Here is a 25,253-nt window from a genome sequence, read left to right on the forward strand (position 1 = left end):
GAATTCTACAGCGTTACTCGCTGCTGTCAACACCTCTTTTTCACCGCTTTCGACCGAGAAGATCGAACCGCCGATAGAGCCAAACATCACCGCTCTATCTGCTCCTTCCAAGCTTCGATGAACTGAAGCCCAACACCTTCGAAACCTACTTAACTCATTGAATCTCAAGGAGTTTTCCGTTTCGACTGCGCCGGAAGTGGGGCGAATTATAGACTTCCAGAATCTGCCGTCAACCCTTAATTTCAGCTTTATTCGGATTTCAGCGTAATCCGCGCAAAAGCCTTCTTGCCGGCCTGGCATACATGAGTAGATCCCAGCTCATATATATAGGTGCGATCCACAACCTCACCATCTACACGCACACCGCCCGAACCAAGGAGATCTCGTGCCACCGCTGCATTCTTGACCAAGCCTGCTTTATTAAGGACGGCCGCAATCGGCATATCCTCGGCAGCAACCAGCTCGATCTCCGGCAAGTCATCCGGCAGCTCGCCATCCTTCATACGATTACCCGCCGCACGGTGAGCGTTGGCAGCTGCCTCTTCACCATGGAAACGAGCAACGATCTCTTCGGCCAACTTGATCTTGACGTCCCGCGGATTAGCCCCAGCTTCTACATCAGCACGAAACGCATTGATCTCATCCATGGACCGGAAGCTCAACAGCTCGAAGTAGCGCCACATCAGCGCATCAGGAATGGAGACCAGCTTGCTGTACATGACGCCTGGCGCTTCCTGGATGCCCACGTAGTTGCCCAGCGATTTGGACATCTTCTTCACGCCATCCAACCCTTCCAGCAATGGCATGGTCAGGATGCACTGCGCCTCTTGACCATAACCGCGCTGCAGCTCACGCCCCATCAACAGGTTGAATTTCTGATCGGTACCGCCGAGCTCAACGTCCGCGCGCAACGCAACCGAGTCATAACCCTGCACAAGCGGATAGAGGAACTCATGGATAGCGATTGGCTGGTTGGTCGTATAGCGCTTGTCGAAGTCATCGCGCTCAAGCATGCGAGCCACGGTGTATTGAGACGTCAGGCGAATGAAATCCGCCGGCCCCATTTTATCCATCCAAGTGGAGTTGAAAGCCACTTCGGTCTTGGCCGGATCAAGAATCTTGAATACCTGGGTCTTGTAGGTCTCGGCGTTATCGAGGACCTGCTCGCGGGTCAGCGGCGGGCGCGTAGCACTCTTGCCGCTCGGGTCACCGATCATGCCGGTGAAGTCCCCTATAAGGAAGATGACCTGGTGGCCCAGATCCTGGAACTGGCGCAGCTTATTAATAAGCACGGTGTGACCCAGGTGCAGATCGGGCGCCGTCGGATCGAAGCCAGCCTTGATACGCAGCGGCTGCCCACGCTTGAGCTTTTCGATCAGCTCGGACTCGACCAACAGTTCTTCCGCACCACGCTTGATCAGCGCTAGCTGCTCTTCAACCGACTTCATAACAGACCCGTAAGGCTCAGATTCAAAGGGCCCCAACCATACAAGATCGCGCACCAAATACAAGGTTTGCCAGGCGCAAGGACGCCAATCCACAGAACAGAGCGTTCGCGGGCTTGCTTCGCAGGGGTTTTGGTTATATTTTATACAGTTATTTCATCTTCATCATGTCATTCATCTTTTCCAATTCATTTTTTCAAAAGCCAAAATTACTTATGACCACAGAACCGTCTAAAGCGCCGCCGCTTTACCCGAAGACCCACCTGCTTGCCGCAAGTGGCATCGCAGCCCTCCTTAGCCTGGCGCTCCTGGTGTTTCCCTCCAGCGATGTTGAAGCCAAAAAGACGACTCTGAGTCTTGAACTGGAAAGCCCTGCTGAACAACTGACACAAGAACAAGACGCCGCCGAAGCCGTTCAAGCCACAAACGAGCCGGCTGCTTCTCCGTTTGCACAGATTGAAAACAGCCCGCAAGACCCTGCCCAGGCCGCCTCTCAGGCAGAAGCGCCTGTGGCAGAAGAAAAGAAAGGACCGGACCATCGCGAAGTGATTGTTGCCAAGGGCGACACTCTCTCCACACTCTTCGAAAAGGTTGGCCTGCCTTCGACTTCGGTCCATGAAGTCCTGGCCAGCGACAAACAAGCCAAGCAATTCACTCAATTGCAACGCGGCCAGAAACTCGAATTCGAACTCAATCCAGACGGACAGCTGACCAACCTGCACACCAAGCTGAGTGACCTGGAAAGCATCACCCTGACCAAAAATGACAAGGGTTATGTATTCAACCGCGTCACCGCCAAGCCTACCGTTCGCTCGGCCTACGTCCATGGCGTCATCAACAGTTCGCTGTCCCAGTCCGCTGCGCGCGCCGGCCTTTCCCATAGCCTGACCATGGATATGGCCAGTGTCTTCGGCTACGACATCGACTTCGCCCAGGACATTCGCCAGGGCGACGAATTCGACGTCATCTACGAGCAGAAAGTGGTCAATGGCAAGAGCGTCGGCAACGGCCCGATTCTCTCCGCGCGCTTCACCAACCGCGGCAAGACGTACACTGCGGTGCGCTACACCAACAAGCAAGGCAACAGCAGCTACTACACCGCCGACGGCAACAGCATGCGCAAGGCATTCATCCGTACACCGGTTGATTTCGCCCGTATCAGCTCGAAGTTCTCCGCAGGTCGCAAGCATCCGATCCTGAACAAGATTCGCGCCCACAAAGGTGTCGACTACGCCGCCCCTCGTGGCACGCCAATCAAGGCAGCCGGCGACGGCAAGGTGTTGCTGGCAGGCCGTCGCGGCGGTTATGGCAACACCGTGATCATTCAGCACGGCAATACCTATCGCACCCTGTACGGGCACATGCAGGGCTTCGCCAAAGGCGTGAAGACTGGCGGCACCGTCAAGCAAGGCCAGGTGATTGGCTACATCGGCACCACCGGCCTCTCCACCGGCCCGCACTTGCACTATGAGTTCCAGGTCAACGGCGTTCATGTCGATCCACTTGGCCAGAAATTGCCGATGGCCGATCCGATCGCCAAGGGCGAGCGCACACGCTTCCTGGCTCAAAGCCAACCTTTGATGGCTCGCATGGATCAAGAGAAAGCCACCATGCTGGCCTCGAGCAAGCGCTAAGCATGGCGCTTTATATCGGTGTGATGTCCGGGACCAGCCTGGACGGCTTGGATATCGCACTGATCGAACTGACCCCGGCGATCAAATTGATCGCCACGCACTACATCCCCATGCCCGCCGTTCTGCGCACCGAATTGCTCGAATTGTGCAGCAGCGGGCCCGATGAGATCGCCCGCTCCGCCATTGCCCAACAAAGCTGGGTAAAGCTGGCCGCGCAGGGCATCCATACCCTGCTCAACGAACAGAAACTCAAGCCTGAAGACATCAGGGCGATTGGCAGCCACGGCCAGACCATCCGCCATGAACCGGCCCGTGGGTTTACTGTGCAAATTGGCAATCCGGCACTGTTGAGCGAATTGACCGGCATCACCGTCGTCAGCGATTTCCGAAGCCGCGATGTCGCCGCTGGCGGGCAAGGCGCCCCACTGGTCCCGGCGTTTCACGAAGCATTGTTCGAAGAACGAGCCGGTCATCGTGCCGTGCTGAATGTCGGTGGCTTCAGCAACCTCAGCCTGATAGCGCCCGCAAAACCTGTCGCCGGTTTCGACTGCGGCCCAGGCAACGTATTGCTCGATGCCTGGATTCATCAACACCGCGGTGAGCATTTCGATCGCGACGGCCAATGGGCCGCCAGCGGAAAAGTCGAGCCAGCCTTGCTCAAGGCACTGCTCAGCGACCCCTTCTTCGTCACCAAGGGTCCGAAAAGTACCGGTCGTGAAGTATTCAACCTGCCGTGGCTGAGCCAGCATTTGTCGCAGTTGCCAGCCTTCGCCCCGGAAAACGTCCAGGCGACGTTACTCGAACTGACCGCCCTGACTATCGTCGAATCACTTCAGTATGCCCAGCCGAATACTCAGGAGTTGCTGGTCTGCGGCGGCGGCGCGCACAACCAGGCGTTCATGAAGCGCCTGGCTGAATTGCTGCCAGAGGCCACCGTCAGCAGCACGGCGGCATATGGCGTGGATCCGGACTGGGTCGAAGCCATGGCGTTCGCCTGGCTCGCCCATTGCTGTCTTGAAGGTATTCCAGGTAACCGTCCAAGTGTCACGGGCGCCCGTGGCCTGCGCATACTCGGCGCTATCTACCCGGCCTGAATCCAATAATCACGGACAAAAAAAACGCCGCAGGGCCTAAGGCACCGCGGCGTTTTTATTGAAGCCTTCAGATCGAGAACGAAGAGCCGCACCCACAGGTCGTGGTGGCGTTAGGATTCTTGATCACGAAACGCGAGCCTTCCAGACCTTCCTGATAATCCACCTCGGCACCTGCCAGGTACTGGAAGCTCATCGGGTCGACCACCAGGCTGACCCCTTCGCGCTCGACAATGGTGTCGTCTTCGGCCACTTCTTCATCGAAAGTGAAGCCGTACTGGAAACCGGAACAACCGCCGCCCGTAACAAATACGCGCAGCTTCAAACGATCATTGCCCTCTTCATCGACCAGGCTCTTCACCTTGTGCGCGGCACCGTGGGTGAATTGCAAAGCCGTGGGGGTGAAGGTTTCGACGCTCATGCTGAATATCTCCCGGCGCTTACGCCGCCATAATGCGTGATGGCGGGCATTATCCGCTTCTCCTAGAAAATTGGTCAACTATTTAGAAGAGCAGCGGCGAGCTACAAGCCTCAAGCTTGCAGCCGCCAACATAAAGCTTATTGCTGCTATTACGGCAACATCCCCGCATGGGACAGTCCCAGACGCTCATCCAGCCCGAACAGGATGTTCAGGTTCTGCACGGCCTGGCCGGACGCGCCCTTGACCAAGTTGTCGATGACCGACAACACCACCACCAGATCACCGTCCTGGGGACGATGCACGGCGATCCGGCAAACGTTCGCACCGCGCACGCTGCGGGTTTCCGGATGACTGCCAGCCGGCATCACGTCGACGAACGGTTCGTTGGCATAACGTTTTTCAAACAACGCCTGCAGATCCACCGAACGATCGACGACAGTCGCATACAGGGTGGAATGGATACCACGAATCATCGGGGTCAGGTGCGGCACGAAGGTCAGGCCGACGTCCTTGCCCGCTGCCCGGCGCAAGCCCTGGCGAATTTCCGGCAAGTGGCGATGCCCTTTGACCGCGTACGCCTTCATGCTTTCCGACGTCTCGGAATACAGCGAGCCGACACTGGCGCCACGCCCGGCACCGCTGACACCGGACTTGCAGTCGGCGATCAGGCGCGAAGCATCGGCAAGACCGGCTTCCAGCAGCGGCAAGAACCCCAGCTGTGTCGCCGTCGGATAGCAACCCGGCACAGCGATCAATCGTGCCTGTTTGATCTTCTCGCGATTGACTTCCGGCAAGCCGTAGACCGCCTCTTCAAGCAGTTCCGGCGCACCGTGGGGCTGGCCGTACCATTTGGCCCATTCATCGGCGTCCTGCAGGCGGAAGTCCGCCGACAGGTCGATGACCTTGGTGCCGGCGGCCAGCAGTTCGCCGGCCAGGGCGTGAGCAACACCGTGGGGCGTGGCGAAGAACACCACATCGCAGGCGCCGAGGGTCTTGACGTCCGGAACGCTGAACGCCAGGCCGTCGTAATGGCCTCGCAGGTTCGGGTACATGTCGGCGACGGCCAGGCCGGCCTCGGATCGGGAGGTGATGACCACCACTTCAGCCTGCGGATGCTGTGCCAGCAGACGCAGCAGTTCGACACCGGTGTAACCCGTGCCGCCGACGATACCGACCTTGACCATAAACCTGCCCTCAACGAACCCACTGGAAAGCCGTCGATGATAGGGGCCGCAGGGCGTGGCGACAACCGTCAAGGTGACGTGCGGCCGCTCTAACCTCTACTATCGAGCTACCGTGATTTCTTGGAATAACTAAAAATGCTCTATCTGTGGCTCAAAGCACTTCACATTGTCAGCATGGTCTGCTGGTTCGCCGGCCTGTTCTACCTGCCTCGCCTGTTTGTCTATCACGCCCAAAGCGAGGACAGCGTCAGCAAAGAGCGCTTCAGCGTCATGGAGCGCAAGCTGTACCGCGGCATCATGGGCCCGGCGATGATCGCCACCCTCATATTCGGCATCTGGCTGCTGAGCCTCAACGCCGGTGCCTACTTCACTCAGGGAGGCTGGATGCACGCCAAGTTGACCTTGGTCGTGCTGTTGATCGGTTACCACCACATGTGCGGCGCCCAGGTGAAACGCTTCGCTCGTGGCGAAAACACCCGCAGCCATGTCTTTTATCGCTGGTTCAATGAGGTGCCGGTTCTGATATTGCTGGCTATCGTAATTCTGGTCGTCGTCCGACCGTTCTAATCTCCAATCAGCATTCATTATCCGGGGTACTTCCAATGTCGTTGCCCGCTCTGCTTGAACAACGCTTGCGCCTGCCCGTCGTGGCGGCGCCCATGTTCCTGATTTCCAATCCGCAATTGGTGCTGGCCTGCTGCCGCAATGGCATCGTCGGCAGCTTTCCGGCGTTGAACCAGCGCGAAAGCAGCGGCTTCAAGGCCTGGCTGGAAGAAATCGAAGCAGGCCTGGCGACCCTGGAAAACCCGGCGCCCTACGCCGTGAACCTGATCGTCCATCACAGCAACCCGCGACTTCAAGCCGACCTGGCCATCTGCATCGAACACAAGGTGCCGATCGTCATCACCAGCCTGGGCGCGGTGAAAGAACTGGTGGACGCGGTGCACGGTTATGGCGGGCTGGTGTTCCATGACGTGACGACCCGACGTCATGCCGAAAAAGCCGCCGAAGCCGGTGTCGATGGCTTGATCGCCGTTGCCGCCGGCGCAGGCGGGCATGCCGGGACCTGGAGCCCGTTTTCACTGATTGCCGAGATCCGCCAGTTTTTCGATAAGACCCTGCTGCTTGCAGGATGCCTGAACCACGGCCATCAGATTCTGGCCGCACAATTGCTTGGCGCGGACCTGGCCTACTTCGGTACGCGATTTATCGGTACAAGCGAAAGCCACGCACCTGACGCTTATAAAGAGATGTTGCTCACATCCAGAGCCGCGGACATCGTGCATACTCCTGCTGTATCCGGGGTGCCGGCGAGTTTCATGCGCCAGAGCCTGGAGAATGCCGGTTTCGATCTCGCCGCCCTGCAGAACAAAGGCGAGGTGGATTTTGGCTCGAAACTCAAACCGCTGAACGATGAAGCCAAGGCCTGGAAAACCGTATGGTCCGCCGGCCAGGGCGTGGGTGGAATCGATGATTTGCCCAGCGTCGATCAGTTGGTGGCGCGCCTGGATGAAGAATACCGTCAAGCACAAGCCCGGGCGGCACAGCTTGGCGGGCAATGGCCGCGCTGAACCAGCCCAAACAAAACAACTACTTAACTTTCAGAGACAAGGATGCCGGGCATGAGCGAAACCCGTTTCAACATCGTGTTCGACGGCGGCGTGATGCCGGGCGTCGATACCACCACCGCCAAACTCAACCTCGCCGAGCTGTTCAAGAGCGACGTCGCCGCCATTGAACGACTGTTCACCGGTCGCAAGGTGGCCCTGAAAAGCAACCTGTCCCAGAACGAGGCGCAGCAGTACCTCGAAGCGCTCAACAAAAGCGGTATCGATGCCAGGATCGAAGCCGAACCCACCGTCCAATTGAGCCTTGGCGAAGTACAGGACGCGCCACGGCAACCGAGTGGACGCCACCCCGATTCGATCATCGAACCCGCCTCGCCCTACGCGCCTCCCCGCGCCGAAGTCGGTGAAGCGCTTGCCGAGTACAGCACCCTCAAGCCCTTCAGCTTCGATGGCCGTATTGGGCGCCTTCGCTACCTGGCCTGGACCATGGCGTTGACCCTGGCTCTACTGCCGTTGGTCGGCGTGGGCTTCTGGCTCGCCTCGACCTGGCTGCTGGCTTCCGACTCGATAGCGGCGCTCATTGTCGGCGGCCTGCTCGCCGCGGTCGTTGTGCTTGCCTTTGCCTTCGTGAGCATCCAGTTCAACGTCCAGCGCCTGCACGACCTCGGTTGGTCGGGGTGGTTGTGGCTGATCAACCTGGTTCCCTTCGTGGGCAGCATCTTCCCGTTCATCCTCATCATCGCGCCAGGCAACACCGGTGCAAACCAATATGGCCCGCCACCCCCGCGCAATACCACGGGGGTCAAGCTGTTGGCCTCGCTCTGGCTCGTGATGATCGTATTGATTTTCATCGCCACGTTTGCAGGCATCTTCGGAGCCCTCCAGGAAGACTACGACACCAGCAGCCTGAGCAGCTACGAAAGCAGCGAGTCCAGCAGCGAAACCGCTGAAGAGCCCGCCGTTGAGGCAGCCGAGCCCGCTCCGCCTTCTGTAGACTATGAAGAAGAAGAGGAACAATAAGCGCGCTTCATGCCGGTGACAGCCCAGTCATTTGGCGGCGGGCTGTTGCGATGGAGAACTGCATGACCCGTTACGCACTGATCACTGGCGCCTCCAGCGGCATCGGCCTGGCCATGGCTGAAGCGCTGGCCCGGCGTGGCCGCAACTTGATACTGGTGGCTCGACAACGTGATCGGCTGGAAAGCATTGCAATCGAACTGACCCAGCGGTTTGGCGTGGAGGTACTGTTCCGGGCTTGCGACCTGGGCGAACCGCTGAGGCTTTCAGGCTTTTTGCTGGAACTGGAGGAAGGTGAACGGCAAATCGACCTGCTGGTCAATTGCGCGGGTATCGGCACCAGCGGGCCGTTCCTGGGCCAGGACTGGATGACCGAGCAGGACCTGATCGAAGTCAACATTCTTGCCCTGACACGGCTTTGTCATGCCGTTGGCAATAGCATGGCGCTGCTTGGCGGCGGCCAGATCCTCAACGTTGCCTCGGTCGCCGCGTTCCAGCCCGGACCTTGGATGAGCACCTACCACGCCAGTAAGGCCTATGTGCTGCACTTCTCCGAAGCCCTGCGGGTTGAATTGAAGAAATGCGCGATCAAGGTCTCGGTGCTTTGTCCTGGTCCGACCCGAACCGGCTTTTTTTCCAAGGCGCAGATGGACGAGCAAAAACTCATCGCCAGCAAATCGCTGATGAGCCCGGAAGAAGTCGCCCTGTACGCCGTGCGCGCACTGGACAAAAACCGCGCCATCATCATTCCCGGACGCCGCAACCGCTGGCTGGCCGCACTGCCGCGGCTAGGATCACGGTGGCTGGTCCGGACGATCGCCGGCATGGTCAACAAGGCTTACTGCCCGCACTGATGCCCTCACGCTGAACAGCCAAGACACCTCAACCGAGGCCTTCGAGGCATTCGACCTCAACGAACCCAACGGAGAAAACAGCTGTGGATACTCTGTTTACCAAGATCATCAACCGGGAAATCCTGGCGAAGATCATTTACGAGGATGACCAGGTACTGGCCTTCCACGACATCGCCCCACAGGCGCCCGTGCACTTTCTAGTCATTCCAAAGAAACCGATCCGAACGCTCAATGATCTTACCGAAGAAGACAAGGGCCTGGCCGGGCACATTCTGTTCACTGCCCAGCGCCTGGCGCTGGAATTGGGCTGTGAAGAAGGTTTTCGCGTGGTGATGAATTGCAATGAACTGGGTGGGCAGACGGTCTATCACATTCATATGCATGTGCTGGGTCAGCGCCAGATGAACTGGCCGCCGGGCTGATACCCCTGACCCAACGCAAATCTTCGGCGGCCGATTGGGTTAAACTGGCCGCTGTGATTTTTCCCGGAGGTAAGCATGACTACCCAACGTCACTACTCGCCGATTGACCGCCTGTTGCTGCAAGCCGACACCGCGATGCGCACCCTGCTGCCCTTCAGTGGCCAGCCGTACCGCCCATCACCGGCGATCGTGCAACCGGACGCGCAATTGAGTGACGAGCAAACGCGCCACGTCGCTGGATTGATGCGTATCAACCACACCGGCGAAGTCTGTGCCCAGGCGCTGTATCAGGGCCAGGCGCTGACAGCGAAGCTGCCGCAGGTGCGTGAGGCAATGGAACATGCCGCCGAGGAAGAAATCGATCACTTGGTCTGGTGTGAACAACGGATTCGCCAACTGGGCAGCCACACCAGTGTCCTGAACCCGCTGTTCTATGGGATGTCGTTCGGGATCGGCGCCGTCGCCGGGCTGATCAGCGACAAAGTCAGCCTCGGCTTCGTCGCGGCGACCGAGCATCAAGTGTGCAAGCACTTGAACGAGCATCTGGAGCAATTGCCGGCTGAGGATGAGAAGTCCCGAGCGATCCTCGAGCAGATGCGCGTGGATGAAGAACACCATGCCGAAAGTGCGCTTGACGCCGGTGGTTTCCGTTTCCCGGCCCCGGTGAAATTCGGCATGAGCCTGCTGGCCAAGGTCATGACCAAGAGCACTTATCGGATTTGACGGATTGTAATCTGGATAACCCATCCTCATTCCTCGGAAACTAAAAAGGCGACTTCCCAACGGGAGTCGCCTTTTTTCTATCCGACAATTTCTGTGCAGCAAGTCGCAAGCCCTTGGATGGCGACTCAACCCAACTCGATGATTTCATAATCGTGGGTGATTTCGACCCCGGCGGCACCGAGCATGATCGAAGCCGAGCAGTACTTCTCGGCAGACAGCTCAATGGCGCGCTTGACCTGGGCTTCCTTCAGGGCTCGCCCCTTCACCACGAAGTGCATGTGAATCTTGGTAAACACCTTTGGGTCCTCAGTGGCGCGTTCCGCTTCGAGGAACGCTTCGCAGCTTTCGACGGCCTGGCGGGACTTCTTGAGAATGCTGACCACGTCGAAGTTGCTGCAACCGCCCACGCCCAACAGGAGCATTTCCATCGGCCGAACACCCAGGTTCCGGCCACCGGCCTCTGGCGGGCCGTCCATGACGACCACATGACCACTGCCTGACTCACCGAGGAACATGGCTTCGCCAGCCCATTGGATGCGTGCCTTCATCGCCAAGACTCCACTGTTAAAAAAGGGTCGCCAGCTTAGCACAGCACCTCGTCATGACGGCTCTCCGTCTTAGGAAGCTCTTCCTGTCAGCCTGTAGGTAAATTCTCGAATCTATTCAAGACGCCTCTGTTAAGCTGGCGCGAATTCGCTGGCGTATGGCCAGCTTTTAGCGATAGCCATTCGCCCTCATCACAAAACCAAATCACAACACTGCGCAGTCTTTCGGGATACAACCATGGTTGCCATTACTCCCACGCTCAAGATCAAGAATCTCGACAAACTTTTGATGCATTGTCAGCGCCGCCGCTATCCAGCCAAACACAACATCATTTGTGCAGGTGATCGTTCCGACACGCTGTTTTTCATCATCAAGGGCTCGGTTACCATCCTGATAGAAGATGACGACGGTCGGGAAATGATCATCGCCTATCTCAACTCCGGAGATTTCTTCGGCGAGCTGGGGTTGTTCGAACAGGCGGGCAAGGAGCAAGAACGCAGTGCCTGGGTGCGGACCAAGATTGAATGTGAAGTTGCGGAAATCAGCTACGCCAAATTCCGAGAACTGTCCCTGCAAGACCCGGACATTCTTTACGTCCTCAGCGGACAAATCGCACAACGCCTGCGCAATACCACCCGCAAGGTCGGCGATCTCGCGTTTTTCGATGTCACCGGACGTGTCGCACGTTGCCTGCTGGAATTGTGCAAGCAGCCCGATGCCATGACCCACCCCGACGGCATGCAGATCAAGGTGACCCGCCAAGAGATTGGACGGATTGTCGGTTGTTCGCGGGAAATGGTCGGTCGCGTACTCAAGGACCTGGAAGAGCGCAACCTGGTCAGCGTCAAAGGCAAGACCATGGTGGTGTTCGGAACGCGTTAAGCGCCCAGCAGTTGGGTCAGCATTTGCCGATACAACGCTTCGAGCCGCTCCAACGCGTGAGGCGCCGGGAATTTTTCATGCAGGGCGATGTGGCTCTCGGCACGCACTCGCTGCTCCAGGCCACAGGCTTCATTGAAGCGATTGACCGCCGCGACCATGGACTCGCGTTCGTTCTCCAGCAACAGCGCGCCATGAACCAGGCCCACCGGACGCTGACCGCCCTTGCTCTGGCGCCAGCGCTGAGCGGTGCCAACCATCTTCCGGCCGTCGAGGTTGACGTTGAAGCGTCCGTCGCAAAAGGCCCCTTCCACTTCGCCCAGCGAAGCCACCCCGCCCAATTCATCCAGCAATTGGCAGATGGGATCGCACAATCGGCGGTACCCGGTTTCGATGCGGCCATGGTCACCTTCGCTGCGCGGTGGCGCGTAGACCAAGGCGATATTGACGGTAGCGGCCGACTGCGGCACCGGCTCACCGCCGGTTTCGCGCAGCAGGACTGGCCAGCCATGGGCGGCCGATACTTCACAGGCGTGCTCGAACCCTGGCAGGCGACTCAAGCGGCGCGGCATGACCAGCGCGCGGTCATTGGGCTGCCAGAACAGCAGGCCGAACTCGGCGTCGCCCGCGCAGATGCTGGCCAAAAGATCCTGTTCGGCTTGCAGGCCCGCTTCGACGGTGAGGGACATCACAGGCGACATGGGTCAGTCCAGCGTCGAGCCGCTCACCGGCAGGCCTCGTTCAGGAAAGAACAGCCGCTGCAATTCCGTCCCCGGGTTCTCGGCCCGCATGAATGCCTCGCCCACCAGGAATGAATAAACATCGCTGACTTCCATCAGCTCGACATCGGCCCGATTGAGGATGCCACTTTCAGTGATAACCAAGCGATCCCGTGGGATGCGTGGCAACAGGTCCAGAGTGGTTTCCAGGCTGACTTCAAAGGTGTGCAGGTTGCGATTGTTCACCCCGACCAGTTTGGTATCGAGGGTTTTCAGGGCTCGCTCCAACTCGTCGCCGTCATGGACTTCCACCAGCACATCCAGCCCGACACTCTTGGCCACTGCCGCCAGCTCGGCCATTTTCACGTCGTCCAGGGCGGAAACGATCAACAGCACGCAATCGGCGCCCAGCGCCCGAGCCTCGACGATCTGGTACGGGTCGATCATGAAATCCTTGCGGATCACTGGCAACTTGCACGCTGCCCGCGCCTGCTTCAGGTAATCGTCGGCCCCTTGGAAAAAGTCGACGTCGGTCAGCACCGAGAGACAGGTCGCGCCGCCCTTCTCGTAGCTTCGTGCGATGTCGGCCGGAACGAAGTGTTCACGGATCACGCCCTTGCTGGGGGACGCCTTCTTGATTTCGGCAATCACCGCCGGCTGTTTTTTCTTGGCCTGATCGATCAGCGCCGTGGCAAAACCCCGCGGCGCATCCGCTGAACGCGCCAGGTTTTCCAGCTCGGCCAGACTGACGCGAGCGCGACGCTCAGCCACTTCCTCAGCCTTGCGAGCCAGAATGTTTTCCAGAACCGTTGGCACGCTCATCCTTCGTTCTCCACTTTGAATACGGCGGTAAATGCACCTAGCTCTTCGAGTTTTTCCCTGGCCAGGCCAGTGTGCAGTGCATCATGGGCCAGTTCCACGCCTTGCTTGAGGCTGCTGGCGTGGTCGGCGGCGTACAACGCGGCACCGGCATTGAGCACGATCATCTCGGCGGCTTTCTGGCCATTCTCGGTCTTGCGGCGACCCAGGGCATCGCGGATCAACTCCAGCGATTGGGCCGGACCATCGACCGCAAGGCCATGCAAGCTCTGGCTCTTCATGCCGAGGTCTTCAGGTTCGACCCAATACTCGCTGATCTGATCATTTTTTAGTTCGGCCACGAATGTGGGCGCCGCCAGGCTGAATTCATCCAGGCCGTCCTTCGAATGGACCACCAGCACATGCTTGCTGCCCAGGCGTTGCAGGACCTCGGCCAAAGGCCGACACAACGCCTGGCTGAACACGCCCACCACTTGATGCTTCACGCCGGCCGGATTCGTAAGCGGGCCGAGCATGTTGAACAGCGTACGCAGGCCCAGCTCACGGCGCGGCGCGGCAGCGTGTTTCATGGCGCTATGGTGCGTCTGGGCAAACATGAAACCAATGCCGACATTGTCGATACAGCGCGCCACTTGAACCGGCGTCAGGTTCAGGTAGATGCCAGCCGCCTCCAGCAGATCGGCACTGCCGCTCTTGCCTGAGACTGCGCGGTTGCCATGCTTGGCAACGGTGCAACCGGCCGCCGCAACGACAAACGACGAGGCGGTGGACACGTTGAAGATATTGGCGCCGTCACCACCGGTGCCGACCACATCGACCACGCCGTCCAGCGTCTTGAGTTCGACCTTGTCCGCCAACTCACGCATCGCCGAAACGGCACCGACGATCTCATCGATGCTCTCGCTTTTCATACGCATGGCCATCATGAACGCGCCGATCTGCGCATCCGTGCATTGGCCGGTCATGATTTCGCGCATCACGTCGCGCATCTCGTCGGTGCTCAGGTCGAGATGGCCGACGATACGGCTCAGGGCTGTCTTGATATCCATGAAAAGTCCTTAGCGCGTGCCGCCGGTTTGTTTGAGGAAGTTGGCGAACAGCTCGTGGCCCTGCTCGGTGAGAATAGACTCGGGATGGAATTGCACACCCTCGATATTCAACGTCTTGTGGCGCAACCCCATGATTTCATCGACGGAGCCGTCTTCAAGCTGGGTCCAGGCCGTCAACTCCAGGCAGCCGGGCAGCGTTTCGCGCTTGACGATCAGCGAGTGGTAGCGGGTGACGGTAAGCGGATGATTCAACCCGGCGAACACGCCCTTGTCCTCGTGGAATACCGGGCTAGTCTTACCGTGCATGACGTGCCGGGCGCGCACCACATCGCCACCGAATGCCTGGCCGATCGACTGATGCCCCAGGCAGACGCCCAGGATCGGCAGCTTGCCGGCGAAGTACTTGATGGCGTCGATGGAGATGCCCGCTTCGGTCGGCGTGCAGGGGCCGGGGGAAATCACGATGCGCTCAGGCTTGAGGGCTTCGATTTCGGCGATGGTCAATTCGTCGTTGCGCACGACCTTGACTTCGGAGCCCAGCTCGCCGAGGTATTGCACAACGTTGTAGGTAAAAGAGTCGTAGTTATCGATCATCAGCAACATGGCGTAAGCAACCTATTGAATTCACTGACTTTAAACACAGCCTTCAGCGAGTGACCCGCACGCTGCTGCGCTTGGCGAGGCGATTGATGCCCCGGCGAAGCGGTTCTACAGCGGGTAAAGAAGGCAAATCGGTACAGGTCCGGCGAGGCCGGCGGAGAATCGTCAGGCGCGCCAACGCCAACGGGCGTGTGCCTTGATCATTTGATCCAGAAGTTTGCTGACAATCGACACAGGGGAAGTCTCGTTCATACGTCCCGGCACAGTAGCTTAGCTGGGCGGAGCACGCAATATGAGCGATCCCGAAGGGCTTTGAAACAATCACGACGTTCCTGACAGGTGGCAAAACGCCGGAAGTTTTTGGTACTGTCGTCTCGTTTTCTAACAAAAATAAGATAAAAACGGACTTTCACATGATAAAGAAGACGCTGTTCGTACCGATTGCCGGTTGCCTGCTCGCGATGGCCTGCGCCCAGGCGAGCGCCGCCCCCAACCCTTATTCCAAGTTCATCGTGTTCGGCGACAGCCTCAACGACGCCGGCCAGCTCGCCGACCCGAACGGCCCGCCCGGCTCGACAGCGCGCTACACCAACCGAACCGGTCCGATCTACACCGACGGCAGCGGTGAAGCCTATTCGGCCAACTCCACCCAATTGCTTGGTGGGCGCCTGGGCTATTCCGCCGACGAGACCGCCGCTTCCACGTCGGCGGTCCGCGCCGGCGAGGGGCTGGCAGATGGCAACAACTGGGCGGTAGGCGGGTATCGCACCGACCAGATTCTCGAATCGATCACTGGCGTGTCCGACACCGGCGAGCGCAGCCGTCCCGGCTACTTGCAGTCCAATGGCCTGCGTGCCGATCCGAATGCGCTGTATTACATTTCCGGTGGAGGCAACGACTTCCTGCAAGGCCGGGTGCTTACCCTCGAGCAAGCGAGTGAAGCCGCGGACCGCCTGGCCACCAGTGTCCAGGCGCTGCAAACGGCCGGCGCCCGCTATGTGATGGTCTGGCTGCTACCCGACCTGGGCCTGACGCCCTTCCTCAACGGCAGCCCTGCACAAGACTTTTTTTCGCAGCTGGGCAACCAGTTCAACCAACAGCTGATCACGCGACTGCAAGGCATCGACGCCGAAATCATTCCGCTGAACATTCCGCTTTTGCTGAAGGAAAGCTTCGCCGACCCGGCACGATTCGGCCTCGCCACCGGCGAGAACCTCACCGCCACTTGCTTCAGCGGCAACGGCTGCACGGAGAACGCCACCTATGGCATCAACAGCGCCACGCCGGATCCCAGCAAGCTGATCTACAACGACGCGGTCCATCCCACCGAAGCCGGACAGAAACTGATCGCCGACTACGCCTTTTCCCTGCTCGCGGCGCCCTGGGAGCTGACACTGCTGCCGGAAATGGCCCACTCGACCTTACGTGCTCACCAGGATGAATTGCGCAGCCAGTGGCAATCGGACTGGGAAAACTGGCAGACGGTCGGCGAGTGGCGAGCCATCGTCGCCGGTGGCGGCCAGCACCTGGACATGGACAGCCAAGGCAGCGGCGCCAGCGCCGACGGCAGCGGCTACAGCCTCAACGTGGGCGGCAGCTATCGCCTCAACGAGGCTTGGCGCATAGGTGTCGCCGCCGGTTTCTACCGCCAGGACATGGACGCAGGCGATAACGATTCGACGTACAAGCTCAACAGCTACCTGGCGACGGCTTTCGCCCAGTTCCAGCAAAACCGCTGGTGGGCCGACGCGGCGCTGACCGGCGGCAAGCTCGACTACGACAACCTGGAGCGCAAGTTCGACCTGGGCGTCAACGAAGCGCAGGAGAAAGGCGACACCGACGGCCATCTCTGGGCATTCAGCACGCGGGTGGGCTACGACATCGCCCAGCCGGGCAGCGAATGGCACCTCTCGCCGTTTGTCAGCGCTGATTATGCGAAGGTGGAAGTGGATGGTTATTCGGAAAAGAGCAACCGCTCCACGGCCCTGACCTTCGATGACCAGACCCGCGATTCGAAACGCCTGGGCATTGGCTTGCAGGGCAAATACAACATCACCCGGCAGACCCAGGTGTTTGGCGAATATGCCCACGAACGCGAGTACGAAGACGACACGCAAAAGGTCAACATCGCCCTCAACAGCCTGCCGGCCAACGACTTCACGCTGGAAGGCTACACACCACAGAGCCACCTGAATCGCCTGAACCTGGGGGTCAGCCACAAACTCACCCAGGACCTGGCGTTGCGGGGCGGTTATACACTGCGCAAGGACGATGACATGACCCAGCAAGGGGTGAGCCTGGGGGTCAGCCTGGACTTCTGATTGTGTAATCCCTGTGGGAGGGAGTTGCCTGAAGGACCTGTGGCGAGGGAGCTTGCTCCCGCTCGACTGCGCAGCAGTCGCATCAATGTGATGGGCCCGCTTCGCAGGCCAGCGGGAGCAAGCTCCCTCGCCACAGTTGTATGCTGAAGGGCTTCAGTCGTTCGAGGTCTGCTCGGCCAGCGCCACGGCGCGGAACATCGCGCGGCGCTTGTTCAGGGTTTCTTCCCATTCCAATGCAGGCACCGAGTCGGCGACGATACCGCCGCCGGCCTGCACGTGCAGTTCGCCGTTCTTGATCACCGCGGTGCGGATGGCAATCGCGGTGTCCATGTTGCCGTTCCAGGCGAAATACCCCACCGCCCCGCCGTATACCCCACGCTTGACCGGCTCCAGCTCATCGATGATTTCCATCGCGCGGATTTTCGGCGCGCCGGACAAAGTGCCCGCAGGCAGGATCGCCCGCAAGGCATCCATCGCCGTCAGCCCGGCCTTCAATTGGCCGGTGACGTTGGAGACGATGTGCATCACGTTGGAATAGCGCTCGATGACCATCTTCTCGGTGAGTTTCACCGAACCGATTTCCGAGACCCGCCCGGTGTCGTTGCGCCCCAGGTCGATCAACATCAGGTGCTCGGCGATTTCCTTGTCGTCCGACAGCAGGTCCTCTTCCAGCGCCCGGTCAGCCTCCTCCGTGGCGCCACGGGGGCGAGTGCCGGCGATCGGGCGCACGGTGATCAGGTTGTCTTCGACCCGCACTAGCACTTCCGGCGAACTGCCCACGACATGGAAGTCGCCGAAGTTGAAGAAGTACATGTAGGGCGTCGGGTTGAAGCAGCGCAACGCCCGGTAGAGATCGATGGGCGCGGCCTTGAAGTCGATGGACATCCGTTGCGACGGCACCACTTGCATGCAGTCGCCGGCGAGGATGTATTCCTTGATGGTGTCGACGGCCCGTTCGTAATCGTCCTGGGTGAAGCTGGAACGGAACACCGGGTCGGCCGCCGACTGCTTGCTGAAATCCAGGCCAGGACGCGGCGTGATCGGCTGACGGAGTTTTTCCAGCAGTGCCTGCAGGCTTTTCTGACCTTGCTCGTAGGCATCTTCCCGGGACGGGTCGGCGAGGACGATCGCGTGCATCTTGCCGGCGAGGTTATCGAAGACCACCACCGCGTCGGAGACCATCAGCAAGATGTCTGGCACGCCCAGCGGATCAGGGTTCGGGCAGGTGCCCAGGCGCTTTTCCACGTAGCGCACGCAGTCGTAGCCGAAATACCCCACCAGCCCGCCGTTGAAACGCGGCAGGCCGGGGATGGTCGGCACGTTGTAGCGGGCCTTGAAGGTTTCAACGAAGGCCAGCGGATCTTCGACTTCGAGGCTTTCGATTTCGACGCCGTCGTGGGTCACGCTGATGCGATGGTCATGGACCCGCAGCACCGTACGGCACGGCAAGCCAATGATGGAATATCGACCCCACTTTTCGCCGCCCTGTACCGATTCGAGCAGGTAGGAATTGGGCTGGTCGGCGAGCTTGAGATAGATCGACAGCGGTGTGTCGAAGTCGGCCAGGGTTTCGCAGGCAAGGGGGATGCGGTTGTAGCCGGCAGCGGCTAGACGCAGGAATTCTTCACGGATCATGGGATGCCTCGTGGCAAGAGGAACTGACAGTCAGGTATGCAAACGCGCCGGATAACCGGCCAGGATCATGTCAGGTGCGCCAACGCCAGCGGGCCAAGGCCTTCATGACTTTCATCCAGAGTTTGCGAGTGACCACCACGATGGCGTTTCCAGAAGAGGATTGAACAGCGTCGGGCAACGTTATCTCAGCGGCCGGGTCCAGGCAACCGGGAATTAACAGGCGCAAATCGTCGATCACCAGCGTCGGAAACTCTTCGGCGATGGGCCGGCCATGGTTGTAGCCATAACTCAACGCCACGCACTTGACCCCCGCCGCCTTGGCCGCCAGCACATCGCTGCGCGAGTCGCCGACAAACAAGGATTGGGAAGCCGGGATGTTGGCCATTTTCATCACGAAGAACAGCGCGGCCGGATCCGGTTTTTTCTGTGGCAAGGTATCGCCACCGATGATCCAACGGAAATAGCGGCCAATTTTCATCTGGTCCAGCAGCGGCGCCACGAAGCGTTCCGGCTTGTTGGTGATCAGGGCCATTTCCACGCCCTGCTTTTTCAGCCACTTGAGGGTGGAGCGCACGCCAGGATAGACCACTGTCAGCTGGTGATTGTCTTCGTAGGCTTCATTGAACAACGCCAGCGCCTGCTCGGCTTCGGCCTCATCTACGCCTTGGGCATCGATGTCGTTGGCCAGGGCCCGGCGCACCAGCATGGGCGCGCCGTTGCCGACCCAGTGGCGCACCGCGTCGATGCCGGCGGGCGGGCGCCCAAGCTTGAGCAGCATCGTGTCCACGGCCGCCGCGAGGTCCGGGACCGAATCGACCAAGGTGCCATCGAGGTCGAACATCACCAGACGCGGCAAGCTGCCGGGGAAGAGCTGCTCGAAGCCGCTCATGGGCGCGCCAGGGCCAGTTCGGCGCGCATTTTTGCGATCACCTCTTGGTAGTCGGGCGCGTTGAAGATCGCAGAGCCGGCGACAAAGGTGTCGGCGCCGGCCGCGGCGATTTCACGGATATTGTTCACGTTCACGCCACCGTCGATTTCCAGGCGGATGTCACGGCCCGAGGCGTCGATCAGGGCACGGGCTTCGCGCAGCTTGTCGAGGGTGCCCGGGATGAACTTCTGCCCGCCGAAACCAGGGTTGACGCTCATCAGCAGGATCATGTCGACCTTGTCCATCACGTACTTGAGCACGTCCAAGGGTGTCGCCGGGTTGAACACCAGGCCGGCCTTGCAACCGCCTTCGCGGATCAACTGCAAGGAGCGGTCGACATGCAGCGTGGCTTCCGGGTGGAAGGTGATGTAGGTGGCGCCTGCCTCGATGAAGTCACCGACGATGCGGTCCACCGGGCTGACCATCAGGTGCGCGTCGATCGGCGCGGTGATGCCGTATTTGCGCAGCGCCGCGCAGACCATCGGGCCGATGGTCAGGTTGGGCACGTAGTGGTTGTCCATGACATCGAAATGCACGATGTCGGCCCCGGCGGCCAGAACATTGTCCACTTCCTCCCCCAGGCGGGCGAAGTCGGCGGAGAGAATCGACGGAGCAATAGCGAAGGGCTGCATGACGCACCTGTTTTGAGCGAAATCACGATGGCGCGCATTGTATACCTCAAGATTTGGCGCGCCCACCGTGACAGTCGATCAATACGCCGCGCGGTAGATCTTCTCGATATCGGCGGCGCTCAACTGACGCGGATTGTTGCGCATCAGGCGCTCGATCCCCGCCGCCTCCACCGCCATGGACGGGATCACGTCCTCGGTCACCCCCAGGCTGCTCAGGCCCTGGGGAATCTGCACGGCGGCGCACAGCGCAACCATGGCTTCCACGGCTTCGTCGGCCGCTTCAAGATCACTCAAATGAGCGGTCCTGATGCCCATGGCCTCGCCGATATCACGCATGCGCTCGACGCAGGCCATCTTGTTCCAGGCCATCACATACGGCAGCAACAAGGCGTTGGCGACACCATGGGACACATGAAAGCGCCCGCCCAACGGATAGGCCAGCGCATGCACCGCACCGACCCCGGCATTACCGAAGGCCATGCCGGCCATCAAGCTGGCCGTGGCCATGTCTTCACGGGCTTGCAGATGGTTAGGATTGGCATAGGCCTTGGGCAGCGCGCGGGTGATCAGTTTGATTGCGCCGATGGCCAGGGCATCGGTGATCGGCGAAGCATTGAGCGACAGGTAGGCCTCGATGGCGTGCACCAGCGCATCGACGCCACTGGCGGCCGTGACGCTGCGCGGGCAGGTGAGGGTCATTTGCGGGCTGACCAGCGCCACGTCCGGCAACAGAAAATCGCTGACGATGCCTTTTTTCAGCTGCGCGGCCTTGTCGGAGAGGATCGCCACGTTGGTGACTTCCGAACCGGTGCCGGCCGTGGTGGGGATGGCAATCATGGGCGGGCCTTTGCGCGGCACCTGATCGACGCCGAACATGTCCTGCAATTCGCCGTGATAACCGGCATAGACGCCCACGCATTTGGCGATGTCGATGGCACTGCCGCCGCCCAGGCCGATCAGGCCATCGTGGCCGCCGTCGCGGTAGGCTTGCATGCAGTCTTCGACGATGGCGATTTCCGGGTCCGGCATGACCCGGTCGAAAATCTCGTAGTCGCGCCCGCCCAGGTGCTGCAGGGCCAAGTCCACGGTGCCGGACTTGACCAGCGCCGCGTCGGTCACGATCAGCGGATTGTCGACGTCCAGTCGCGTCAGCTCGGCGGCCAGTTGCTCGATGGCAGCGGCACCGGTGATCAGTTTATGGGCGATCTTGAATGAGGAAAGACTCATGTGCGCGGCCTCTTATTCGAGTATGGGCTGGCACAAGGATAGCTCGGTATTGAGGGTTGTCTGCCATTCAGCTTATGAATACACCGCAAACCCAATGTGGGAGCGGGCTTGCTCGCGAAAGCGGTGTAACAGTCGACCCAGTTGTTGGATGTTCCACCGCATTCGCGAGCAAGCCCGCTCCCACAGGGATCAACGCTAACCGTCAGACTTGGGCAGTGCGCAGCTTCTCGCTACGCCCGCGCAACCATTCCAGGGTCAGCAGCAGGACCACCGAGAACGCAATCAGCAACGTCGCCGCCGCGGCGATGGTAGGGCTGAGGTTTTCGCGGATACCACTGAACATCTGCCGTGGCAGGGTTGCCTGCTCAGGGCCAGCGAGGAACAGCGTCACCACCACCTCATCGAACGATGTTGCGAAGGCGAACAGTGCGCCAGAGATCACGCCCGGGGCGATCAACGGCAGGGTCACCCGACGAAACGCCGTCAGTGGCGATGCTCCAAGGCTGGCGGCGGCGCGGACCAGGTTGTGGTTGAACCCCTGCAAGGTCGCCGACACCGTGATGATGACGAACGGCACACCCAGCACCGCATGGACCACGATCAGCGAGAAGAAACTGTTGCCCATCCCCAGCGGTGCGAAGAACAGATAACTGGCCACGCCGATGATCACCACCGGCACTACCATGGGCGAGATCACCAAGGCCATCACCAGCGCCTTGCCGGGGAAGTCGCCGCGGGTCAGGCCGATGGCCGCGAGCGTGCCGAAGATCATCGCCAGCAAGGTCGCCGCCGGGGCCACGATGATGCTGTTTTTCAGTGCCCGCATCCATTCGGCCGAGGCGAAGAAATCGTGGTACCACTGCAGCGAAAAACCTTGCAGCGGGTACACCAGGAAACTGCCGGAGTTGAACGACAGCGGAATGATCACCAGCACCGGCAGGATCAGGAACAACAGGATCAACCCGCAGAGTATGCGCAGGCTGTAGAACCACACCCGCTCAATGGGGGACATGTAAGGACTCACCATTTTCGATCTCCCCTTAGCTCAGGCGCAGGCGACTGGCGCCCACCAGCCAGCTGTAAATCAGATAAAGCACGATGGTCGCCAGCAACAGCAGCCCGCCGAGCGCTGTGGCCATGCCCCAGTTGATGCTGGTGTTGGTGTAGAACGCGACGAAGTAGCTGACCATCTGGTCGTTCGGGCTGCCCAGCAACGCCGGCGTGATGTAGTAGCCAATCGCAAGGATGAACACCAACAGGCAACCGGCGCCAACACCGGCGTAGGTCTGCGGGAAGTACACCCGCCAGAAGCTGGCGAACGGGTGGCAGCCCAGGGAAATCGCCGCCCGCATGTAAGTAGGCGAGATGCCTTTCATCACGCTGTAGATCGGCAGGATCATGAACGGTAATAGGATGTGAACCATGGAGATGTACACACCGACGCGGTTGAACACCAGTTCCAGGGGTTTATCGATGACACCCATGGCCATCAGCGCGCTGTTGATCAAGCCGCCCGATTGCAGCAGCACGATCCACGCCGCGACCCGCACCAGGATCGACGTCCAGAACGGCAGTAGCACCAGAATCATCAACAGGTTGCTCTGGCGCGATGGCAGGTTCGCCAACAGGTAGGCCAACGGATAGGCCAGTACCAGGCAAATCGCGGTAATCACCAGGCCCATCCAGAAGGTGCGGGCGAAGATGTCGAGGTAGATCGACTGGTCAGGGGTGGCCGGGGCCAGTTCGCCGAGGTCATCGATGCGGTGATCGACGGCTGCCAGCAGGTAATACGGGGTAACGTTACTGGTGTTGCGGCGGATCACCTGCCAGTACGCCGGGTCGCCCCAACGCTCATCGAGGTTTTCCAGGGCTTCTTTATAGGAAGCCGGCTCGGTGGCAAACGGCAACGCCCGAGCGGTCTTGGTCAGCAGGCTGCGGTAGCCGGCCAATTCCATGTTCAAGCGCTTGGACAAATCGCCCAGGGTCTGATTCTTGCGGGCTTCGGCCAGGTCTTCAGTGGCAGCCTTGTACACCGGCTCGCCCGGCAGACCGCGTCCGTCCCAGGCCGCGACAGCGGCGACAGTGCGCGGCATGGCGCCCACCACTTCCGGGTTGCTGACGCTTTTGAACAGCAGCGCCACGATTGGCACCAGAAACACCAGCAACAGAAACAGCACCAGCGGCGCGATCAAGGCCTGGGCTTTCCAGCGGTTGACCCGCTCGGCATGTTTGAGCCGCTGCTTGAGGGTGGGGCTGGTGCCCGCGTTCAGTGGAACGGCGATGGCCATGGCGAACTCCGCAAATCTTTTTATCGTTACAGGGGCGGCGAGCCGCCTCTGTTCTTTTGAACATCCGATTGAAGCAAACCCCGTGGGAGCGGGCTTGCTCGCGAAAGCGGTGTGTCAGTCAACCCAAATGCCGAGAGTGATGACGCCTTCGCGAGCAAGCCCGCTCCCACACGACCATCAGCGGTTACTTCGCAGCCCAGGAGTTGAAGCGCTGCTCCAGTTGCTCGCCGTTGTCAGCCCAGAAGCTGACGTCGATCTGCACCTGGTTGGCGATGTTTTCCGGGGTGGTCGGCATGTCTTTCAGGACATCCTTGGCCAGCAACGGCACTGCCTGGGTATTGGCCGGGCCGTAGGCGATGTTTTCCGAGTAGGTCTTCTGCTGCTGCGGTGCCACCGAGAAGGCGATGAATTTCTTCGCCGCTTCCGCGCGGGTCTTGTCCAGGCCGCGAGGGATGGCCCAAGCGTCGAAGTCGTAGATGCCGCCGTTCCACACCACCTTCAGGTTGCTTTCTTTTTGTACCGCGGCGATCCGGCCGTTGTAGGCCGAACTCATGACCACGTCACCGGATGCCAGGTACTGCGGCGGCTGGGCGCCGGCTTCCCACCACTGGATATTCGGCTTGAGCTCATCGAGCTTCTTGAACGCACGGTCCTGGCCATCTTTGCCGGCCAGCACCTTGTAGACGTCCTTCGGTGCAACGCCGTCGGCCATCAAGGCGAACTCCAGGGTGTACTTGGCGCCTTTGCGCAGGCCGCGCTTGCCTGGGAATTGCTTGGTGTCCCAGAAGTCCGCCCAACTGGTCGGTGCGGTCTTGAGCTTGTCGGCGTTGTAGGCCAGCACGGTCGACCACACGAAGAAACCGACGCCGCAAGGTTGGATAGCGCCCTTGACGTAATCCTCGGCCTTGCCGAACAGGGCCGGATCGAGTTGCTCGAACATGTCTTCGTCACAACCACGGGACAATTCCGGAGACTCGACTTCCACCAGGTCCCAGGAAACGCTCTTGGTGTCGACCATGGCCTTGACCTTGGCCATTTCGCCGTTGTACTCGCCAGCCACGATCTTGCCGTTGCCGGCCGCTTCCCACGGTGCGTAGAAGGCTTTGACCTGAGCCGCCTTGTTCGCCCCGCCGAAAGACACCACGGTCAGGTCCGGGCCCGCCGCCATCGCGCTTGCCGCACCCATCATGCCCAGTGTCAGGGCTGTGAACTTCAGGGATCTCAACATTTATTGTTCTCTCCACGTGCAGG

Annotated in this window: 25 protein-coding genes; 10 read left to right on the forward strand and 15 right to left on the reverse strand. The window is 60.0% G+C overall.

Annotation, left to right across the window (positions count from 1 at the left end; all coding sequences use genetic code 11):
• Positions 1-248: 248 nt before the first annotated feature.
• Positions 249-1,448 carry a tyrosine--tRNA ligase gene (tyrS, locus tag HU767_RS11715; protein WP_186706991.1) on the reverse strand — a complete coding sequence of 400 codons (1,200 nt, stop codon included), beginning with the start codon at positions 1,446-1,448 and terminating at the stop codon, positions 249-251.
• 212 nt (positions 1,449-1,660) lie between these two features.
• On the opposite strand from tyrS, the gene HU767_RS11720 reads away from it, so the two are divergent.
• Together HU767_RS11720 and HU767_RS11725 are read left to right on the forward strand one after the other, a co-directional pair.
• Complete coding sequence (locus tag HU767_RS11720) at positions 1,661-3,079, forward strand: peptidoglycan DD-metalloendopeptidase family protein (RefSeq protein ID WP_186706992.1); 1,419 nt, start codon at positions 1,661-1,663, stop codon at positions 3,077-3,079.
• A 2-nt stretch (positions 3,080-3,081) separates the two neighbouring features.
• A complete protein-coding gene (locus tag HU767_RS11725) occupies positions 3,082-4,173 on the forward strand; it encodes an anhydro-N-acetylmuramic acid kinase (protein WP_186729585.1) in 1,092 nt (363 codons plus the stop codon).
• Positions 4,174-4,240: 67 nt separating this feature from the next.
• Here the strand turns inward: HU767_RS11725 and erpA are convergent, their stop codons facing one another.
• Positions 4,241-4,591 (reverse strand): iron-sulfur cluster insertion protein ErpA, encoded by a 351-nt coding sequence (gene erpA / locus HU767_RS11730; RefSeq protein ID WP_003177727.1) that lies wholly within the window; start codon positions 4,589-4,591, stop codon positions 4,241-4,243.
• A gap of 149 nt (positions 4,592-4,740) precedes the next feature.
• Positions 4,741-5,775, reverse strand: coding sequence for an N-acetyl-gamma-glutamyl-phosphate reductase (gene argC, locus HU767_RS11735; protein ID WP_122566710.1), 1,035 nt, complete (start codon positions 5,773-5,775; stop codon positions 4,741-4,743).
• A gap of 135 nt (positions 5,776-5,910) precedes the next feature.
• Here argC and hemJ point away from each other — a divergent pair, with 135 nt between their 5' ends.
• The 6 genes from hemJ to coq7 all read left to right on the forward strand — a co-directional run bounded on the left by hemJ (position 5,911) and on the right by coq7 (position 10,359).
• Positions 5,911-6,342: a protoporphyrinogen oxidase HemJ gene (gene hemJ / locus HU767_RS11740; protein ID WP_186706988.1), complete on the forward strand. Its 432-nt coding sequence runs from the start codon at positions 5,911-5,913 to the stop codon at positions 6,340-6,342.
• A gap of 35 nt (positions 6,343-6,377) precedes the next feature.
• Positions 6,378-7,346: a nitronate monooxygenase family protein gene (locus HU767_RS11745; protein WP_186706987.1), complete on the forward strand. Its 969-nt coding sequence runs from the start codon at positions 6,378-6,380 to the stop codon at positions 7,344-7,346.
• Between the two features lie 51 nt (positions 7,347-7,397).
• Entirely contained in the window at positions 7,398-8,363 is a 966-nt protein-coding gene (locus HU767_RS11750) for a DUF805 domain-containing protein (protein ID WP_186706986.1), read from the forward strand.
• Positions 8,364-8,425: 62 nt separating this feature from the next.
• A complete protein-coding gene (locus HU767_RS11755) occupies positions 8,426-9,214 on the forward strand; it encodes an SDR family oxidoreductase (RefSeq protein WP_186706985.1) in 789 nt (262 codons plus the stop codon).
• Positions 9,215-9,297: 83 nt separating this feature from the next.
• Entirely contained in the window at positions 9,298-9,636 is a 339-nt protein-coding gene (locus tag HU767_RS11760; RefSeq protein ID WP_186729586.1) for an HIT domain-containing protein, read from the forward strand.
• Positions 9,637-9,711: 75 nt separating this feature from the next.
• Positions 9,712-10,359, forward strand: a complete 648-nt coding sequence (coq7, locus tag HU767_RS11765; protein WP_060740380.1) for a 2-polyprenyl-3-methyl-6-methoxy-1,4-benzoquinone monooxygenase — start codon at positions 9,712-9,714, stop codon at positions 10,357-10,359.
• 125 nt (positions 10,360-10,484) lie between these two features.
• On the opposite strand, the gene HU767_RS11770 is transcribed toward coq7, so the two are convergent.
• Entirely contained in the window at positions 10,485-10,907 is a 423-nt protein-coding gene (locus HU767_RS11770) for an OsmC family protein (RefSeq protein ID WP_003206127.1), read from the reverse strand.
• A 235-nt stretch (positions 10,908-11,142) separates the two neighbouring features.
• Here HU767_RS11770 and crp point away from each other — a divergent pair, with 235 nt between their 5' ends.
• Positions 11,143-11,787 carry a cAMP-activated global transcriptional regulator CRP gene (crp, locus tag HU767_RS11775; RefSeq protein WP_186729587.1) on the forward strand — a complete coding sequence of 215 codons (645 nt, stop codon included), beginning with the start codon at positions 11,143-11,145 and terminating at the stop codon, positions 11,785-11,787.
• Here the strand turns inward: crp and HU767_RS11780 are convergent.
• Genes HU767_RS11780 through HU767_RS11795 form a run of 4 tightly spaced genes read right to left on the reverse strand, consistent with a single transcriptional unit; the run spans position 11,784 to position 14,974 of the window.
• Positions 11,784-12,485 (reverse strand): lipoate--protein ligase family protein, encoded by a 702-nt coding sequence (locus HU767_RS11780; protein ID WP_186706983.1) that lies wholly within the window; start codon positions 12,483-12,485, stop codon positions 11,784-11,786. The two genes, crp and HU767_RS11780, sit on opposite strands and share 4 nt — an antisense overlap.
• Positions 12,486-12,488: 3 nt before the next feature.
• A complete protein-coding gene (trpC, locus tag HU767_RS11785; protein ID WP_186729588.1) occupies positions 12,489-13,325 on the reverse strand; it encodes an indole-3-glycerol phosphate synthase TrpC in 837 nt (278 codons plus the stop codon).
• Positions 13,322-14,371, reverse strand: coding sequence for an anthranilate phosphoribosyltransferase (gene trpD, locus HU767_RS11790; protein ID WP_092146427.1), 1,050 nt, complete (start codon positions 14,369-14,371; stop codon positions 13,322-13,324). Before trpD ends, trpC begins: the two co-directional genes overlap by 4 nt.
• 9 nt (positions 14,372-14,380) lie before the next feature.
• Complete coding sequence (locus tag HU767_RS11795; RefSeq protein WP_186729589.1) at positions 14,381-14,974, reverse strand: aminodeoxychorismate/anthranilate synthase component II; 594 nt, start codon at positions 14,972-14,974, stop codon at positions 14,381-14,383.
• A gap of 410 nt (positions 14,975-15,384) precedes the next feature.
• Here HU767_RS11795 and estP point away from each other — a divergent pair, with 410 nt between their 5' ends.
• Positions 15,385-17,292, forward strand: a complete 1,908-nt coding sequence (estP, locus tag HU767_RS11800; protein ID WP_186729590.1) for an esterase EstP — start codon at positions 15,385-15,387, stop codon at positions 17,290-17,292.
• Positions 17,293-17,445: 153 nt separating this feature from the next.
• On the opposite strand, the gene trpE is transcribed toward estP, so the two are convergent.
• The 7 genes from trpE to HU767_RS11835 form a co-directional block, all read right to left on the reverse strand.
• A complete protein-coding gene (gene trpE, locus HU767_RS11805) occupies positions 17,446-18,927 on the reverse strand; it encodes an anthranilate synthase component I (RefSeq protein WP_186706979.1) in 1,482 nt (493 codons plus the stop codon).
• A gap of 70 nt (positions 18,928-18,997) precedes the next feature.
• Positions 18,998-19,816 carry a phosphoglycolate phosphatase gene (locus HU767_RS11810; protein WP_186729591.1) on the reverse strand — a complete coding sequence of 273 codons (819 nt, stop codon included), beginning with the start codon at positions 19,814-19,816 and terminating at the stop codon, positions 18,998-19,000.
• Positions 19,813-20,487 (reverse strand): ribulose-phosphate 3-epimerase, encoded by a 675-nt coding sequence (gene rpe, locus HU767_RS11815; RefSeq protein ID WP_186706977.1) that lies wholly within the window; start codon positions 20,485-20,487, stop codon positions 19,813-19,815. Before rpe ends, HU767_RS11810 begins: the two co-directional genes overlap by 4 nt.
• Before the next feature lie 78 nt (positions 20,488-20,565).
• On the reverse strand, positions 20,566-21,714 hold the full coding sequence (locus HU767_RS11820) for an iron-containing alcohol dehydrogenase (protein ID WP_186706976.1): 1,149 nt from the start codon (positions 21,712-21,714) through the stop codon (positions 20,566-20,568).
• A 202-nt stretch (positions 21,715-21,916) separates the two neighbouring features.
• Positions 21,917-22,741: an ABC transporter permease gene (locus HU767_RS11825; RefSeq protein WP_186706975.1), complete on the reverse strand. Its 825-nt coding sequence runs from the start codon at positions 22,739-22,741 to the stop codon at positions 21,917-21,919.
• 13 nt (positions 22,742-22,754) lie between these two features.
• A complete protein-coding gene (locus HU767_RS11830) occupies positions 22,755-24,002 on the reverse strand; it encodes an ABC transporter permease (protein WP_186706974.1) in 1,248 nt (415 codons plus the stop codon).
• A gap of 184 nt (positions 24,003-24,186) precedes the next feature.
• Positions 24,187-25,230 (reverse strand): ABC transporter substrate-binding protein, encoded by a 1,044-nt coding sequence (locus HU767_RS11835; protein WP_003206153.1) that lies wholly within the window; start codon positions 25,228-25,230, stop codon positions 24,187-24,189.
• Positions 25,231-25,253: the final 23 nt, after the last annotated feature.

The organism is Pseudomonas sp. SWRI179, assembly GCF_014268705.1.
GTDB lineage: Bacteria > Pseudomonadota > Gammaproteobacteria > Pseudomonadales > Pseudomonadaceae > Aquipseudomonas > Aquipseudomonas zanjanensis.

Bases quoted from the DNA above. Each gene is read 5' to 3' on its own strand.
- tyrS (WP_186706991.1), bottom strand. From the start codon at position 1,448: ATGAAGTCGGTTGAAGAGCAGCTAGCGCTGATCAAGCGTGGTGCGGAA.
- HU767_RS11720 (WP_186706992.1), top strand. From the start codon at position 1,661: ATGACCACAGAACCGTCTAAAGCGCCGCCGCTTTACCCGAAGACCCAC.
- HU767_RS11725 (WP_186729585.1), top strand. From the start codon at position 3,082: ATGGCGCTTTATATCGGTGTGATGTCCGGGACCAGCCTGGACGGCTTG.
- erpA (WP_003177727.1), bottom strand. From the start codon at position 4,591: ATGAGCGTCGAAACCTTCACCCCCACGGCTTTGCAATTCACCCACGGT.
- argC (WP_122566710.1), bottom strand. From the start codon at position 5,775: ATGGTCAAGGTCGGTATCGTCGGCGGCACGGGTTACACCGGTGTCGAA.
- hemJ (WP_186706988.1), top strand. From the start codon at position 5,911: ATGCTCTATCTGTGGCTCAAAGCACTTCACATTGTCAGCATGGTCTGC.
- HU767_RS11745 (WP_186706987.1), top strand. From the start codon at position 6,378: ATGTCGTTGCCCGCTCTGCTTGAACAACGCTTGCGCCTGCCCGTCGTG.
- HU767_RS11750 (WP_186706986.1), top strand. From the start codon at position 7,398: ATGAGCGAAACCCGTTTCAACATCGTGTTCGACGGCGGCGTGATGCCG.
- HU767_RS11755 (WP_186706985.1), top strand. From the start codon at position 8,426: ATGACCCGTTACGCACTGATCACTGGCGCCTCCAGCGGCATCGGCCTG.
- coq7 (WP_060740380.1), top strand. From the start codon at position 9,712: ATGACTACCCAACGTCACTACTCGCCGATTGACCGCCTGTTGCTGCAA.
- HU767_RS11770 (WP_003206127.1), bottom strand. From the start codon at position 10,907: ATGAAGGCACGCATCCAATGGGCTGGCGAAGCCATGTTCCTCGGTGAG.
- crp (WP_186729587.1), top strand. From the start codon at position 11,143: ATGGTTGCCATTACTCCCACGCTCAAGATCAAGAATCTCGACAAACTT.
- HU767_RS11780 (WP_186706983.1), bottom strand. From the start codon at position 12,485: ATGTCGCCTGTGATGTCCCTCACCGTCGAAGCGGGCCTGCAAGCCGAA.
- trpC (WP_186729588.1), bottom strand. From the start codon at position 13,325: ATGAGCGTGCCAACGGTTCTGGAAAACATTCTGGCTCGCAAGGCTGAG.
- trpD (WP_092146427.1), bottom strand. From the start codon at position 14,371: ATGGATATCAAGACAGCCCTGAGCCGTATCGTCGGCCATCTCGACCTG.
- HU767_RS11795 (WP_186729589.1), bottom strand. From the start codon at position 14,974: ATGTTGCTGATGATCGATAACTACGACTCTTTTACCTACAACGTTGTG.
- estP (WP_186729590.1), top strand. From the start codon at position 15,385: ATGATAAAGAAGACGCTGTTCGTACCGATTGCCGGTTGCCTGCTCGCG.
- trpE (WP_186706979.1), bottom strand. From the start codon at position 18,927: ATGATCCGTGAAGAATTCCTGCGTCTAGCCGCTGCCGGCTACAACCGC.
- HU767_RS11810 (WP_186729591.1), bottom strand. From the start codon at position 19,816: ATGAGCGGCTTCGAGCAGCTCTTCCCCGGCAGCTTGCCGCGTCTGGTG.
- rpe (WP_186706977.1), bottom strand. From the start codon at position 20,487: ATGCAGCCCTTCGCTATTGCTCCGTCGATTCTCTCCGCCGACTTCGCC.
- HU767_RS11820 (WP_186706976.1), bottom strand. From the start codon at position 21,714: ATGAGTCTTTCCTCATTCAAGATCGCCCATAAACTGATCACCGGTGCC.
- HU767_RS11825 (WP_186706975.1), bottom strand. From the start codon at position 22,741: ATGGTGAGTCCTTACATGTCCCCCATTGAGCGGGTGTGGTTCTACAGC.
- HU767_RS11830 (WP_186706974.1), bottom strand. From the start codon at position 24,002: ATGGCCATCGCCGTTCCACTGAACGCGGGCACCAGCCCCACCCTCAAG.
- HU767_RS11835 (WP_003206153.1), bottom strand. From the start codon at position 25,230: ATGTTGAGATCCCTGAAGTTCACAGCCCTGACACTGGGCATGATGGGT.